Source organism: Wenyingzhuangia sp. 2_MG-2023 (assembly GCF_030548295.1).
Lineage (GTDB): Bacteria > Bacteroidota > Bacteroidia > Flavobacteriales > Flavobacteriaceae > Wenyingzhuangia.
On sequence record NZ_JAUOSB010000003.1, the window covers coordinates 71994 to 86040 of the forward strand.

A 14047-nucleotide genomic window follows, 5' to 3' on the forward strand; every position below is an offset into this window, starting at 1 on the left:
GTAAAAGGGTAGTTGTAATTAGTTACTACTACTCTTTTTTTAGTGATTTTAGAAATAAAAAGGGAGAGACTCAATTTGAGCCTCTCCCTTTTTTTAAATTAAGGGATTACCATAGAACTAACTTAAAATTTTGTTGATTTTGTCTAATTCCTCAGAACTAAAAATAGTATTGTCTAGTGCTTTTACATTTTCTTCTAGCTGCAGAGGGCTACTTGCTCCTACTAAAACTGTAGTGATGGCAGGTTGAGTTAAAATCCAAGAAATAGCCATTTGAGACAGTTTTTGACCACGATTTTGAGCAATTTTATTTAGTTTTTGAATAGTTTCTATTGTTTTAGGAACTTCATCAGCTTGCAAATAAGTATTGTCTTTAGAGGCTCTAGATCCTTCTGGAATTCCTTTAAGATATTTGTCTGTTAATAAACCTTGAGCTAATGGAGAAAATACAATACTCCCAATTTTTTCATCTAGTAAGGTGGGCAACAGCTTAGGTTCTACGGAACGTTCTAACATAGAGTATTTAGATTGGTGAATCAAAACAGGGGTTCCCAAGTCAGACAATATTTTTTGAGCTTTGATAGTTTCTTCTGGACTGTAACGAGACAAACCAATGTACAATGCTTTTCCTTGTTTTACCAACAAATCTAAGGCATGCATGGTTTCTTCCAAAGGTGTTTCTGCATCAGGTCTGTGATGGTAAAAAACATCTACATAGTCTAAGCCCATTCTTTGTAAACTCTGATCTATGCTAGCTACTAAATATTTTTTAGAACCGTTGTCTCCATAAGGACCAGGCCACATATCAAAACCAGCTTTAGAAGCAATAAACAATTCATCTCTATGCCCTTTAAAATCTTTGTGTAAAATTCGTCCAAAATTTTCCTCTGCGCTTCCATAAGGAGGTCCGTAATTATTGGCTAAATCTAAGTGTGTAATTCCCAAATCAAATGCTTTTTTTAAAATGTTTCTTGCATTTTCAAAAGAATCATAAAAACCAAAATTGTGCCATAATCCTAGAGATATTTGAGGTAATAAAACTCCACTATTCCCACAACGGTTGTATTTCATAGTTTTGTATCTATCTGGACTAGGTACATAGAATTTTGGATTCGATTTGTCATTGATATTCATAAAAGATGATTTTAGAAGACTAAAATACAAAGAGATTTTTTGAATCAACTTTTTCTTCAGAAAGAAATTATTCAAAAAAGACCAAGTATGATTAGCTCTACATTAAGGGAGTTTGAAATGAAGGCATTAAAATCATAAGAAAATCAATTTTGAACAGGAAATATACGTTTTGAAAATCAGTATATTAACTTAATGTGTTTTGGCAGAAACTTATACGTTAAAAAAGTGTATTCATTGTAATTATTGTTAGCTTTGTAGCATAATTTTCACTAAATTATTTAAACCAAGAAAGGGATAAAGATATGAATGCACTATTTACAGATGCTAGTTTTCAGAACATCATCAATGTAGCAAATCGTTATGGAATAAGTGTAGATGCTGTTACCAACCTAACGCACGCACTAATGAGAAGTAATGGAACAATGGCACAATTTAATATTCCTGAATTAGGTGGTGGAGGCCAATGGATGCAGGGAGGAATGACAATGGTAGGTGATATGTTTAACAATCAATTGAAAGCTACTGTTGATGGACTTTGTATACAGTTGTCAAATTTGATCAATCAAGGGGGAATTCAATACAAACCATTGCCTAAAATAGAAAATCAAAATGGTTCTCAATCTGGTAACTGGTGGGGAGATTTAGGATATCCTAATTCAACAGGAAGTCAAAATGGAACTAGTTATGCTATCTTTTCAAACATAGGACGTTTGGCCATTCAACAAAATGGAAAAGTTACTATTTTTAATACTTTAGATCATCAAATAGGAGGAGTAGGGCAACAGCAAGGAGGAAATTATTCGGTAACATTTACCAGCCAATACGGTACGGTAAATTTAAGTTCTTTACCTATTGTTTCAGGTGTACAAGAAGAATCTAATTCTCAACAAGTCAATAATAATAATCAATTACAGGCTCCACAAGCTCCAGTGGTTTCAGAACCTGCTCAAATTATTGAAAACAATAATAACAATAGTGAGGCAGAAGGAGATATTTTTGGTAAAATTGAAAAATTGGCAAATCTAAAAGATAAAAACATAATTTCTGTAGAAGAGTTTGAAAGTAAAAAATCAGATTTGTTAAGCAGATTGTAAAACAGTATAAATACAAGTCAAAGCCCAACTACAATATTGTGGTTGGGCTTTTTGTTTAAGAAATCTAAGAAATAAGATGAGAAGCATTTTCTATATGTAAGAAAGCTTTACCTAAATACGCTACAAGCTCACTTGCTACTAGAGATGCCTTTCCCATTTCTTTTACTGCTAAATCTCCAGACAATCCGTGTATGTAAACTCCTAAAATTGCCGCATTTTTAGGACTGTATTGTTGAGCGAGCAAACCTGTAATAATTCCAGTCAAAACATCACCACTACCGCCTGTAGCCATTCCTGCATTTCCTGTACTGTTGATGTATATAGTTTCGTTAGGAATTGCAATTGCTGTATGCGCACCTTTCAAAATCACAATACAATTGTGTGTGTTTGCAAATTTTTTTAGTTTCTCTAGTTTATCAGTATCATTGTTGAAATTGCCTACCAAACGTGAAAATTCTTTAGGGTGTGGAGTTAGAATACTTTGTTGAGGAATTTCGGACATCCAATCTAAATTCGCTGCTAAAATATTAAGAGCATCTGCATCTATCACCATTGGTTTTGTTGTGTTTTTGAGCACCTGTTGTAAAAAATAAGCTGTCTCAGTTTGTGTACCCATACCAGGTCCAATCCCAATCGTTTTTTGTGTAGAAATATAATCTCCCCTTAAAAAATGATCTGAGTCTGAATTGTTTGTCCACATAGCTTCTGGCACTGTTATTTGTAGAATTTGCATACCACAATTAGGGGTGTAAGCTGTAGCCAATCCTGCTCCAGATTTTAAAATTGCTTTGGTTGCCAGCACCACAGCTCCCATTTTTCCATAACTGCCCCCAAGCATTTCTGCATGACCATAGGTTCCTTTGTGTGAAAAAACATCTCTAGAAATCAGTAGATTGTGAATTGTTTTTTCAGTAACAAATGTAAAATCACATGGAGTAATTTCTTGATAATGAGAAGATAATTGTATGTCTAACAAGTGCCAATTACCAACGTAATGAGCTGTTTGAGGTAGTAAAAAAGAAAGTTTAGGATAATTAAAAGTCAATGTGTAATTTGCTTTTAAAATACTTTGTGTTTCAACATGTTGATTGTTTTCATACTGCAAACCAGAGGGAATATCTATTGATATTTTAATGTTTTGACAATTGTTGAGATGCGTAATCAAAGTTTTAGAAATTCCTGTTAAAGGTCGATTCAAACCAGCACCAAAAATTGCATCAACCACAATGCTTTTTTTGTCTATTTGAGGAATTTCATATTCAGAATGGATGATTTTTATGGAGGTTAATTTTATCAACATTGTAAAATTTTCATCAAAATCATTACTCGTTTTCGTGCTGTACTTTACAACAAATACCGAAATATTATAGTTTAAATAATACAGCATTCTTGCTATGGCCAAACCATCACCTCCGTTGTTTCCCAAACCACAAAAAAGAACAAAAGGTGTTGTGTTTGCATATTGTTTTGTTAGCCAAGCAGTACATTGTTCTGCAGCACGTTCCATAAGTTGTAGTGAGTTGATGTGCTGCTCTTTTTGTGTGTATACATCTAAATTCTTACTTTGTATAGCATTGAATATTTTCATGGTTGGTAAGCTTTAACTTAAAATTAAGTATTTGTTTTAAAAGAAAAGATTGAATGTTCTTTGATTTTACAATTTATCAATCAATCTTAAAATTATTATAACATTGAATCCAAGAAATAAACTAAGAAAAGAAGATAATAAAAACGGAAATATTAAGTTATAGATTATAACTCGTTGTGCATTTGGGAATTTAAAAAAACTAAATGTCAGTTCGAGTGCTTTTGAGGTACGAAAAAGTGTATCGAGAACTATTTTTGATATTAAAATTCTCGTTCTCGATACAATTTTTCTTCATTTCATTCCGAAAAACCACTCGAAAAGACAGAATTTCACCCAAATGCACAACGGGTAAATTATAACCTTATTTCTAGAAATAAATGTAGGCTTGTTGTTTTTTAGGTTTTAGAAGCTACAGGAAAATAGATAAAGATTAAACTGTTTCAATTCTATTTAAATGTAAAACGGACCATATAAAACCACTATAAATTAAGAATGTTATTATATTTGACTCCATGATAGGTCAATCCAACGTAAAAATCATTGAATGTCCCAGAGATGCCATGCAAGGCATCAAAGAATTTATTCCTACAAATTTAAAAGCAAAATTCATCAATGCTATTTTACAGTGTGGTTTTGATACCGTTGACTTTGGTAGTTTTGTATCTCCCAAAGCCATTCCTCAAATGTCAGACACTGCAAAATTATTATCTCAGTTAGATTTGTCAGAAACAAATAGCAAATTGTTAGCTATTGTGGCCAATGCCAGAGGAGCAAGTGATGCTTGTCAGTTTGATGAGATTCGTTATCTAGGATATCCTTTTTCTATTTCTGAAATTTTTCAAGTACGTAATACACACAAAACAATTGCAGAAAGTTTTCAAATTTTGCAAGATATTTTAGAGTTGGCACAAAAACATAACAAAGAAGTTGTTACTTATTTGTCTATGGGATTTGGAAATCCATACGGTGATCCATGGAATTTGGAAATAGTAGGGAAGTGGGTAGAAAAATTATCATCTATTGGTGTACGTATTTTGTCTTTGTCTGATACCGTAGGAACTTCTACACCAGAAAGTATTGAGCATTTGTTTTCTAATTTAATTCCTGCTTATCCTAAAATTGAATTTGGTGCACACTTGCATACTACTCCAGACAAATGGCACGAAAAAATAGATGCTGCTTACAAAAGTGGATGTCTTAGATTTGACGGGGCAATTAAAGGGTATGGAGGTTGTCCTATGGCTACCGATGCGTTAACAGGGAACATGCCTACAGAAAAAATGTTGTCTTACTTTACGCAACATCAAGCAACTACAGGAGTCAATTCTCTACGTTTTGAAAGTGCTTACAACGTTGCTTTGCAGGTTTTTTCATAAGAATTCCCATGTTGGTTTATTTATAATAAATTAAAATAATGTTTGCTTATTTAGAATAGGTCATTATATTTGCACGGTTATTAAAATAAATTGAAACAAGTCTAAATAAAAAGCAATGAAAATTACAAAGTTAACATTAGCTGTATTAGTAGCAGTAGGAGTAATGTTTACATCATGTTCTAGTGATGATAAGATTGAAGAAATCGTTGATAAATTAACCGAATATAAATTTACTAGAGATGGAGTATCTACGGTAGATTATTCTGAACAAACTATTTTATTAAAACAAGCATTTGAAATTGGTGCAAAATTATCGGCTCCAGAGGATCCTGCTATTACAGTAGACGATATTAATAATCGTTTTAAAGAAGGAACAAATTTTAGTGATTCAAGTTTAAATGGATCTAAATTAGTTGAGTTTGTGGCAACATCTTCTCATACAGATTTTGATACTTATATCTCTGGTCAAATAAATGATGTATTTGCTAGTAGTGAAACAGCATCCGAAGGAGTTGCAGGATCATATACATCTAATGGTAAAACTCGTTATTTTAATGAGAAAGGATTGGAATATTCACAAGCTTATTACAAAGGATTGATTGGAGCTTTTACCTTAGATCAAATTGTAAATGTAATTCTTAGCGATGTTAAAACAGCTAGCAATACTGTTATAGAAGGTAAAAACTATACAGAGCAAGAACATTTATGGGATCAAGCATATGGATTTTTATATGGAATATCTGAAGATGATACTACGTATAGCGATCGTTTTTTAGGACATTATTTAGAAGAAATTCAAGGACAAGAAAACTTTAAAAAAGTAAAATCTGTTGTAGATGCAGCACTTATTTCAGGAAGACAAGCTATTGTAGCAAATAATGAAACAGCATTAGATGCTGCAATTAACACCTTAAGAACACAATTGTCTATAGTACCTGTGGTTAGAGGGTTGTATTATTTACAAAATGCTAGAGCTACAGCAGGAGACAAAGAAAGTTTTCACGCTTTATCAGAAGGATATGGATTTATTCATTCTTTACAGTACACTTATAATGTAGCTACTAACAAGCCCTATTTTACGGCTCAAGAGGTAGCTAGCTATATTGCTATATTAGAAGAAGGAAATGGATTTTATGACTTAACTACAGACGATTTGGTAACTGATTTAATGACTCCAATTTATGATAAAATTGCTGGAGACTTAGGAGTTAGTACTTTAGCAGATGTAGTAGAAAAAGCTGTAGAATAATTTTTTAAGCAACTTAAAAAATAGATAAAGAAGATAAATTTGTAAACCAAATTTATCTTCTTTTTTAGGTTAACGTTTATAAAAACCTAACAATATACATAGTATGAAAAAATGGATCGCCTTAGTAGTTATAGTTAGCACATTATTCTCTTGTGTTAAAGAAAATACAAACGGAAATATAGATAATTATAATCGACAAAAATTATTAAGTAATTGGGTAGAGCATAGTATTATACCTTCTTTTATTGCTTTAGAGACTGAGGTACAAGCAATGCAAACTATTAAAAATAGTTTTGCAAATTCTGCTACCCAAGACGACTTAAACAAGTTGAAAAATAATTTATTTGAAGCACAAAAAGCATGGCAATACACTGCTATGTTTGATTTAGGTCAGAATTTTGAAGACCTTGCATCCTTTCGTTTGTTTACAGGGAATTACCCTGTAGATCCTGTATTAATTAAGGAACAAATATCTAATATAAATACAACTGTTGATGTTAATTTTAACTCATCAGCCTCTATTCATTATCAAGGATTGAATGCCATTGATTATTTAGTAAATAGTGACACCTTTACTAGTTTTGAAAATAAAGAGAATTATCAATTATTTTTAAGCAAGGTGATTGATGCTCTTTTAACAAGAATTAGTCAAAGAAAAACGTATTGGGAAACCAACAAAGAAACTATTATTAATAACACTAATAAGACAGCTACGGGTTCTTTTAGTGTTATGATTAATGATTATATTTCATATGCAGAACAAGAACTAAGGACTGCTAAAATAGGAAATCCATCGGGAATATTTCCTACTTTTACGACCTCAAAAAATCCACAAAATGTTGAATCTTATTACAGTTCTGAAAATTCAAAAGCTTTATTTATAGAAAATTTAAAAGCTTTAAAAAACTTATTTTATGGTGCTTCTTACGATGGAAGTATTGTTAGTGGGAGTGGAATACAAGAATATTTAATTTTTTTAAATTCAGATATTACTATTGGGAATCAAACAGTTTTGTTATCTAAGTATATAGAAAAAAACTTTGATGATATTGATGTGGCTGTTACTATTTTAGATGATGATTTTGCTAAACAAGTAGAAACAGATAATGCTAAAATGATAGCACTTTATAATGTATTACAAGATTTTATTCCTTTGTTAAAAACAAATATGATGCAAGTCTTAAATATAAATATAGATTATGTAGATTCTGATGGAGATTAATTTATGAAACTTTTACAAACATACATATCTACACATAAAACAAAAGCAGCTACTTTAGCTGCTTTTCGTGTACTATTTGGAGTGTTAATGTTGGTTAGTCTCCTCCGTTTTATTTCTATGGATTGGGTGGAACAATTTTACATAGCTCCCCAATGGCATTTTACTTATTACGGTTTTGAATGGGTACAAACTTTAGGAGTCTATACCTATGGACTATTTGCCTTAGCACTATTCTCTTGTGTGGGAATTATTTTAGGTTATCAATACAGAATTTCTATGTTGTTGTTCTTTTTAAGTTTTACGTATATAGAACTGATTGATAAAACCACCTATTTAAATCACTATTACTTTGTTAGCTGTCTTAGTTTTTTATTGTGTTTTTTACCCTTACATGCTACTTTTTCTTTAGATGCTCGTAAAAAAGGAGTACAATATACCTTTGTACCTAGTTGGACAGTAGACAGTATTAAACTGCTATTGGCTATGGTTTATTTTTATGCCGGTTTGGCCAAACTAAATTCCGACTGGTTGTTTAGAGCTCAGCCTTTAAAAATATGGTTGTCTACCAAAACAGACTTGCCTTTGGTAGGAAGTTTTATGAATCAATCTTGGTTTCATTATACCATGAGTTGGAGTGGTGCTTTGTACGATTTGACCATTCCTTTTTTATTACTTATGCGCAAAACCAGACCCTATGCTTTTGTATTGGTAGTGGTGTTTCATGTATTTACCAGAATCCTTTTTAACATAGGAATGTTTCCTTATATCATGATATGTGCTACGCTTATTTTCTTTGATAGTTCTCTACATGAAAGGTTTATTTATATGCTTAAAAAAATCATCAATAAGCCCTTAAAAGCAACCGTTTTAACTCGTGAATTTTACACCGTTAAAAGCGCTAAAAATATCTTATTTATAATTAGTCTATTTTTTGTATTTCAACTATTTTTACCGTTCAGAAATTTGTGTTATCCTGGTGAGTTGCTTTGGACAGAGCAGGGGTTTCGTTTTTCTTGGCGAGTAATGTTGATGGAGAAAGTTGGCTATACTACTTTTACAGTAAGAGATAGCGTATCGGGAAAGCAGTTTCATGTTAAAAACTCCGATTTTTTAACTTCTTTTCAAATCAAGCAAATGAGTTTTCAGCCCGATTTTATATTGGAATATGCCCATTTGTTAGGAGATCATTTTAAAAGTCAAGGACATCAAAATATACAAGTTTTTGTAGAGAGTTATGTAGCCCTAAATGGACGATTGAATCAACTTTATATAGACCCTAAAGTTGATTTGTACCGAGAAGAAGAAGGTTTTCATAACAAAAAATGGATTTTACCCTTAAACGATGAAATTAAAGGATTTTAATATACTTGTTGTCTGTTTGTTATTTGTGCAACTTACGTTTGCTTATGAAATAACATTTAAAATACAAAATACTCAAACGCAACAAGCTTTAGAAGGAGTACAGGTGGTACAAGGTAGCAACACATTTGTGGGGCTTACCAATCATCAAGGAGTCTTACAAGCTAATTTTAAAAGTTCTAAAGTACATCTAATGTTCTTTTACTATGGTTATGCTGTGGTAGAACAAGATTTTGTTTTTACAGGAAACCAGCATATTACGGTAAATTTAACCCCGCTACAAGAAGAATTGTCTGCCGTTGTTTTAAATGCTACCAAAAGAATTAATTATGGGTTGACTACTTTAAAACCTGTAGAAGGAACTCATATTTATGCTGGTAAAAAAACAGAGGTTGTGAATTTGGATTTGGTGAGTGGAAACAAAGCCAACAATAACCCGAGACAAATTTTTGCCAAAGTAGCAGGTTTGAATATTTACGATAGTAATGACGGTGGCTTGCAATTAAATATTGGAGGTAGAGGCTTAGATCCTAATAGAACAGCCAATTTTAACACTCGTCAAAATGATTATGATATTAGTGCGGATGTTTTAGGCTATCCAGAAAGTTATTATACACCTCCTACAGAAGGTTTGGGACAAATTCAAGTGATTCGTGGAGCCGCTTCTTTGCAATACGGAACTCAGTTTGGTGGTTTGGTTAATTTTATCACTAAAAAACCTGTAGACAAACCTATAGAAGTTATTACTCGAAACACGGTGGCTTCTTTTGGAACTTTGGCCAATTTTACTTCTGTATCTGGAACTTATAATAAGTTGAGTTATTATGCTTACTACAACGGAAAACAAGGAGATGGTTTTAGACCCAATTCAGACTACGATTCTACCAATTTTTTTGCGCATTTAGGGTATCAATTTACAGACAATACCAAAGCTAGTTTAGAAGTTACATCTTTTAAGTATTTAGCACATCAACCAGGAGGTTTGTCTGATGTTCAATTTTTAGAAGATCCTACCCAAAGTTATTTGAACCGAAATTGGTTTGGAGTAGATTGGAAATTGTACAATTTAAAATTAGAACAACAATTGACCGATGTTTCTAAATTAACAGTAAGTGTGTTTGCTTTGGATGCTTCTAGAAAAGCACTTGGATTTAGAGGAAATCCTAGTAATATTGGTAGTATTGTTTTTAATCCTGTTGGAGATGAACAGGATGCTAATGGTAATTACGTATTTAATAGAGATTTGATTGTAGGTAATTTTAAAAATTACGGAATAGAAACTCGTTTCTTATCTAGTTATTCCCTAGGAAACAATACCAATTATTATTTATTAGGAGGAAAGCTGTACAAAGCAAACAATAGCCAAAGACAAGGGGCAGGAAGTAAAGGTATCGATGCTAATTTTTCATTTGATGAAAGTGCTTCACAGTATCCCAATCAAAATGAATTTAAATTTCCAAACTTTAACGCTTCGTTGTTTGGAGAACATATTTTTAACCTAAATCAGCACTTAAGTATTACTCCAGGATTTCGATTTGAACATATTAATACACAATCTGATGGGAATTATTTTGTATATAATTTTAACCGACCTTCTTTAAGTTTTAATGTGGATGACAATAATGAGTTTGTCCGTAATTTTGTGTTGTTAGGCTTAGGAGTTAGTTACAAACCTAGTCAGGTTTTTGAATTGTATGGTAATTTTTCTCAGAATTATCGATCAGTCACTTTTTCTGATATTAGAACAGTAAATCCTACGTTTAAAATTGATCCAAATATTACCGATGAAACGGGTTACACTGGAGATATTGGTGTAAGAGGTAAGATTGATAAAAAATTCTCTTATGATGCTAGTGTGTTTACCATGGTTTATGGAAATAGAATAGGACAAGTGTTGAACAATAGAGCACAATGGATTCGTAAAAACATTGGTACTGCTTTTATTTATGGATTGGAATCTTTGTTGCAATGGAATCTTAAAGAAACTTATTTTAAAGATTATAAAAATTTAAAGTTAGATGTGTTTAGCAATGTTGCTATTACCCGATCTGTGTACTTAGAATCTGAAGAAAATGGAGTTGCTGGAAACCAGGTTGAATTTATTCCGTTGATTAACTTAAAAACAGGAGCTAGTTTTGGTTGGAAAAATTTATTAACGAGTATTCAGTACACATTTATTAGCGAACAATTTACAGACGTAACAAATTCACCTTATAATGCCGATAATCAATCTACCATTATAGGAGCCATTCCTAGTTATGCTATTTTAGACTTTTCACTTTCGTATAAGTTTTCTAAAAACTTTCAGTTAGAAACAGGAGTTAGTAATCTTTTAGATAATAGTTATTTTACCCGTAGAGCTACAGGATATCCTGGTCCGGGAATTATACCCGCTGCCCCAAGATCTTATTATGCCACCTTACAAATAAAGATAAATTAATACAAAAAAGCCTCATCAGGATATGATGAGGCTTTTTTAGTGATTATATTCTATAGGCTTTTAATCCCCATCATTATCAGTAGGCAATACGGTTACAGATAATAAACTAGCTCCATCTACAGAAAAGTGATTGTTTAATGTAGTAAAAGAATTGTATAATGTTTCTACTTTTGTAGGTTCATTCTCAATAGCTGTATACAAACTTATTTCAATAGCTTCTATATTGGTGTTTACTTCTGAAAAATTAAGGGAAATTTGTTTAGACAATTTTTTACTGCTATCAATCCCATCTATAATACTGGCAAAATTAACATCGCTACCGCTATAAACATATGCTACTTCTTCTAGACTTGCTTTAATCAAAGCCAAAGAGTTTTGACTTCTATAAGCTTCTAATAATGTTGGGTTAATATTGTCAGATTTTTCTAAGCCAGCAGGCTTTCCAATTTTAGTTACTTTGTTTACATCCAAAACATTAATGATTTGATTAAAGGCTAAACAACGAGCATTTTCCAAACAATTATTTCCACTAGAATTTGAAAATTCAGTCTTATATCCACTTTCCCAAAAATTAATTAATGCATTTATTTGATTCAACACTTCTTTACTAACGGCTAATAAATAATCTGTTCTGTAAGAATTTTCTTCTAAAAGTTCTAATGCTTTTGTAGTGTCTTGATTATTGAATAACAAATACTCCATAGTTCCTAAGCCAACAACAGTACTTGATTTAGTACTTAAGTCATTAAGAATTGTTGGATCTTGATTCTGGATAAGAGTTTCAATATTTGTGGTATTCACAGGAAAGTTATAAATTTTCACATCGTAAAAGTTGTCTTTTACAAGACCAAAATTATACACTCTAGTTTTTGCATAATTAGTAGCAGTAATTTTCCATTGATTTTGTAGCGTTTCTAAATTAGACAAGGTTTTATCTTTTTGAAACGTTTCTGTATAGTCTATTTGAGTTTCAATTTGTGCTTTAAAATTAGTTAGCGCAGGAAGTATGTTAGCTTCATAGTAATTTTGATAAAAAGTGTCTAAGGGTTTATTTTCGTCTTTTTCACAAGCAATAACTACGATTGCTAAACTTAAAAAAGAAAGTATTATTTTTTTCATATTATAAAGAGTTTAAGAATTGTATCAATTGATTTCGTTGTTCTACGGTTAAATCCATGTAATTGTTTTTAGAAACTTCAGCTTCACCACCATGCCATAAAATAGCTTCTTCAATGTTTCTAGCTCTACCATCATGTAATAAATAAGTATGATCGTTTACCATTTCTATTAGTCCCAACCCCCATAAAGGTTGTGTTCTCCATTCGTTACCATTTGCTAAATAATCACCTCTATTGTCTGCCAAATCATCTCCCATATCATGCAATAAAAAATCAGAATAAGGTCTTATCGTTATATTTTCTATTTGTGGTAAAAAAGAATATTCTCCTGTTGTATAATGATCTACATGACATTTTACACAAGCCAAATCATTGAATAATTTTTTTCCATTCAGTACATTGATGTCTTTATAATCTCTACGGATTGGCACTGAAATAGCAGCTTGGTAAGTCATAATTCTACTAAATTGTGTGTCTGGAACTTCTACCAAATCTCCTTCATTGTTTCCATTGTATAACTGAGAACAATCTATACCATGTGGGCAATTTTCATCAGGAAAAATAGTAGTTGTCAAACCCATATCTCCACTCATAGCACCAGCTACTTGTTGTTCTAACGTAGGTTGATTGGCTTTCCATCCAAATTTACCAATGGTATTCTTCTCCTTTTTTACATTCCACACATAGTTGGCTTTTCCAGAAATTCCATCACCATCAGCATCGTCTATGTCTTGGTATTTTAAAATACTTTCTTCGGTCAATGCATCGATAAAACCCAAACCAATTACTTGGGGTCCAACCCTTGGAGATTGTTTTGCACCAGACAGGCTTCCATAATTTCCATCGACCAATGTGTATGTTGGTTTTCTAAGCTCGTAAGCAGTACCATCTGGATACGTTCCATTGATCAATTCAAAATCCACATGAATATTTCCTTCTGGATTGATGTTTAAATTGGAAGCATCTTGAAATTGTCCTCCGTAATTAGGAAAAGGAATGGGACCCTCTGTAGGACTGTTTCCTGCACTTAATCTTATTAAAAAACCGTTGGAACCCGCTTCGTTTTCTAGTAAAGGTTTTCCTCTACCATCTCTTAAATGACATGCACTACAAGCTCTAGCATTGAACATAGGCCCCAATCCATCTCTAGAAGTAGTGGTGGCAGGAGCAGAGACCCAACTCTGATCAAACATGGCATTACCAACACCAAAAAAAGAAGCTTCTAATTCTGACAGATTTGGAATTCCTCTACCAAATGCTTTGTCAGCCGTAAAAGCTTCTATGGATAATTCTGATACCAAATTTTCTTCACCTTCTGTATAATTTAGTTGAATGTATTCATTGTCTTCATCTATAGGATTTGTTTCAGAAGAACAGGCCACCAAACCAAAACACAAAAGGATTTTACTTATTTTATTCATCTTATTTTTTTAAACTCAAAAAACTGAAGCTATCCTTAGATAACTTCAG

10 protein-coding genes are annotated in these 14047 nt (G+C 32.1%); 6 read left to right on the top strand and 4 right to left on the bottom strand.

Annotated elements, in window-relative coordinates; translation table 11 throughout:
• Positions 1-117 precede the first annotated feature (117 nt).
• Positions 118-1131, bottom strand: a complete 1014-nt coding sequence (locus Q4548_RS05950; RefSeq protein ID WP_303452561.1) for an aldo/keto reductase — start codon at positions 1129-1131, stop codon at positions 118-120.
• Between the two features lie 302 nt (positions 1132-1433).
• Between Q4548_RS05950 and Q4548_RS05955 the strand changes: the two genes are divergently transcribed.
• On the top strand, positions 1434-2225 hold the full coding sequence (locus Q4548_RS05955) for an SHOCT domain-containing protein (protein WP_303452562.1): 792 nt from the start codon (positions 1434-1436) through the stop codon (positions 2223-2225).
• A 64-nt stretch (positions 2226-2289) separates the two neighbouring features.
• Here Q4548_RS05955 and Q4548_RS05960 read toward each other — a convergent pair whose 3' ends face one another.
• Positions 2290-3813 carry an NAD(P)H-hydrate dehydratase gene (locus Q4548_RS05960; protein WP_303452564.1) on the bottom strand — a complete coding sequence of 508 codons (1524 nt, stop codon included), beginning with the start codon at positions 3811-3813 and terminating at the stop codon, positions 2290-2292.
• A gap of 512 nt (positions 3814-4325) precedes the next feature.
• On the opposite strand from Q4548_RS05960, the gene Q4548_RS05965 reads away from it, so the two are divergent.
• The 5 genes from Q4548_RS05965 (at position 4326) to Q4548_RS05985 (ending at position 11459) form a co-directional block, all read left to right on the top strand.
• Entirely contained in the window at positions 4326-5189 is an 864-nt protein-coding gene (locus tag Q4548_RS05965; protein WP_303452566.1) for a hydroxymethylglutaryl-CoA lyase, read from the top strand.
• Positions 5190-5304: 115 nt separating this feature from the next.
• Positions 5305-6438 carry a DUF4856 domain-containing protein gene (locus Q4548_RS05970; protein WP_303452568.1) on the top strand — a complete coding sequence of 378 codons (1134 nt, stop codon included), beginning with the start codon at positions 5305-5307 and terminating at the stop codon, positions 6436-6438.
• Positions 6439-6541: 103 nt separating this feature from the next.
• Positions 6542-7660 carry an imelysin family protein gene (locus tag Q4548_RS05975; protein ID WP_303452570.1) on the top strand — a complete coding sequence of 373 codons (1119 nt, stop codon included), beginning with the start codon at positions 6542-6544 and terminating at the stop codon, positions 7658-7660.
• 3 nt (positions 7661-7663) lie between these two features.
• The gene (locus Q4548_RS05980) at positions 7664-9022 is read left to right on the top strand and encodes an HTTM domain-containing protein (protein ID WP_303452572.1); all 1359 of its coding nucleotides are present in this window, start codon (positions 7664-7666) and stop codon (positions 9020-9022) included.
• Complete coding sequence (locus Q4548_RS05985; RefSeq protein WP_303452574.1) at positions 9003-11459, top strand: TonB-dependent receptor domain-containing protein; 2457 nt, start codon at positions 9003-9005, stop codon at positions 11457-11459. The genes Q4548_RS05980 and Q4548_RS05985 overlap by 20 nt, the downstream gene beginning before the upstream one ends.
• A gap of 60 nt (positions 11460-11519) precedes the next feature.
• Here Q4548_RS05985 and Q4548_RS05990 read toward each other — a convergent pair whose 3' ends face one another.
• Positions 11520-12578: an imelysin family protein gene (locus Q4548_RS05990; protein ID WP_303452576.1), complete on the bottom strand. Its 1059-nt coding sequence runs from the start codon at positions 12576-12578 to the stop codon at positions 11520-11522.
• A gap of 1 nt (position 12579) precedes the next feature.
• Entirely contained in the window at positions 12580-13998 is a 1419-nt protein-coding gene (locus Q4548_RS05995; RefSeq protein WP_303452578.1) for a di-heme oxidoredictase family protein, read from the bottom strand.
• Positions 13999-14047: the final 49 nt, after the last annotated feature.

Coding starts and splice junctions, on each gene's coding strand:
- Q4548_RS05950 (WP_303452561.1), bottom strand. CDS start 1,131: ATGAATATCAATGACAAATCGAATCCAAAATTCTATGTACCTAGTCCA.
- Q4548_RS05955 (WP_303452562.1), top strand. CDS start 1,434: ATGAATGCACTATTTACAGATGCTAGTTTTCAGAACATCATCAATGTA.
- Q4548_RS05960 (WP_303452564.1), bottom strand. CDS start 3,813: ATGAAAATATTCAATGCTATACAAAGTAAGAATTTAGATGTATACACA.
- Q4548_RS05965 (WP_303452566.1), top strand. CDS start 4,326: ATGATAGGTCAATCCAACGTAAAAATCATTGAATGTCCCAGAGATGCC.
- Q4548_RS05970 (WP_303452568.1), top strand. CDS start 5,305: ATGAAAATTACAAAGTTAACATTAGCTGTATTAGTAGCAGTAGGAGTA.
- Q4548_RS05975 (WP_303452570.1), top strand. CDS start 6,542: ATGAAAAAATGGATCGCCTTAGTAGTTATAGTTAGCACATTATTCTCT.
- Q4548_RS05980 (WP_303452572.1), top strand. CDS start 7,664: ATGAAACTTTTACAAACATACATATCTACACATAAAACAAAAGCAGCT.
- Q4548_RS05985 (WP_303452574.1), top strand. CDS start 9,003: ATGAAATTAAAGGATTTTAATATACTTGTTGTCTGTTTGTTATTTGTG.
- Q4548_RS05990 (WP_303452576.1), bottom strand. CDS start 12,578: ATGAAAAAAATAATACTTTCTTTTTTAAGTTTAGCAATCGTAGTTATT.
- Q4548_RS05995 (WP_303452578.1), bottom strand. CDS start 13,998: ATGAATAAAATAAGTAAAATCCTTTTGTGTTTTGGTTTGGTGGCCTGT.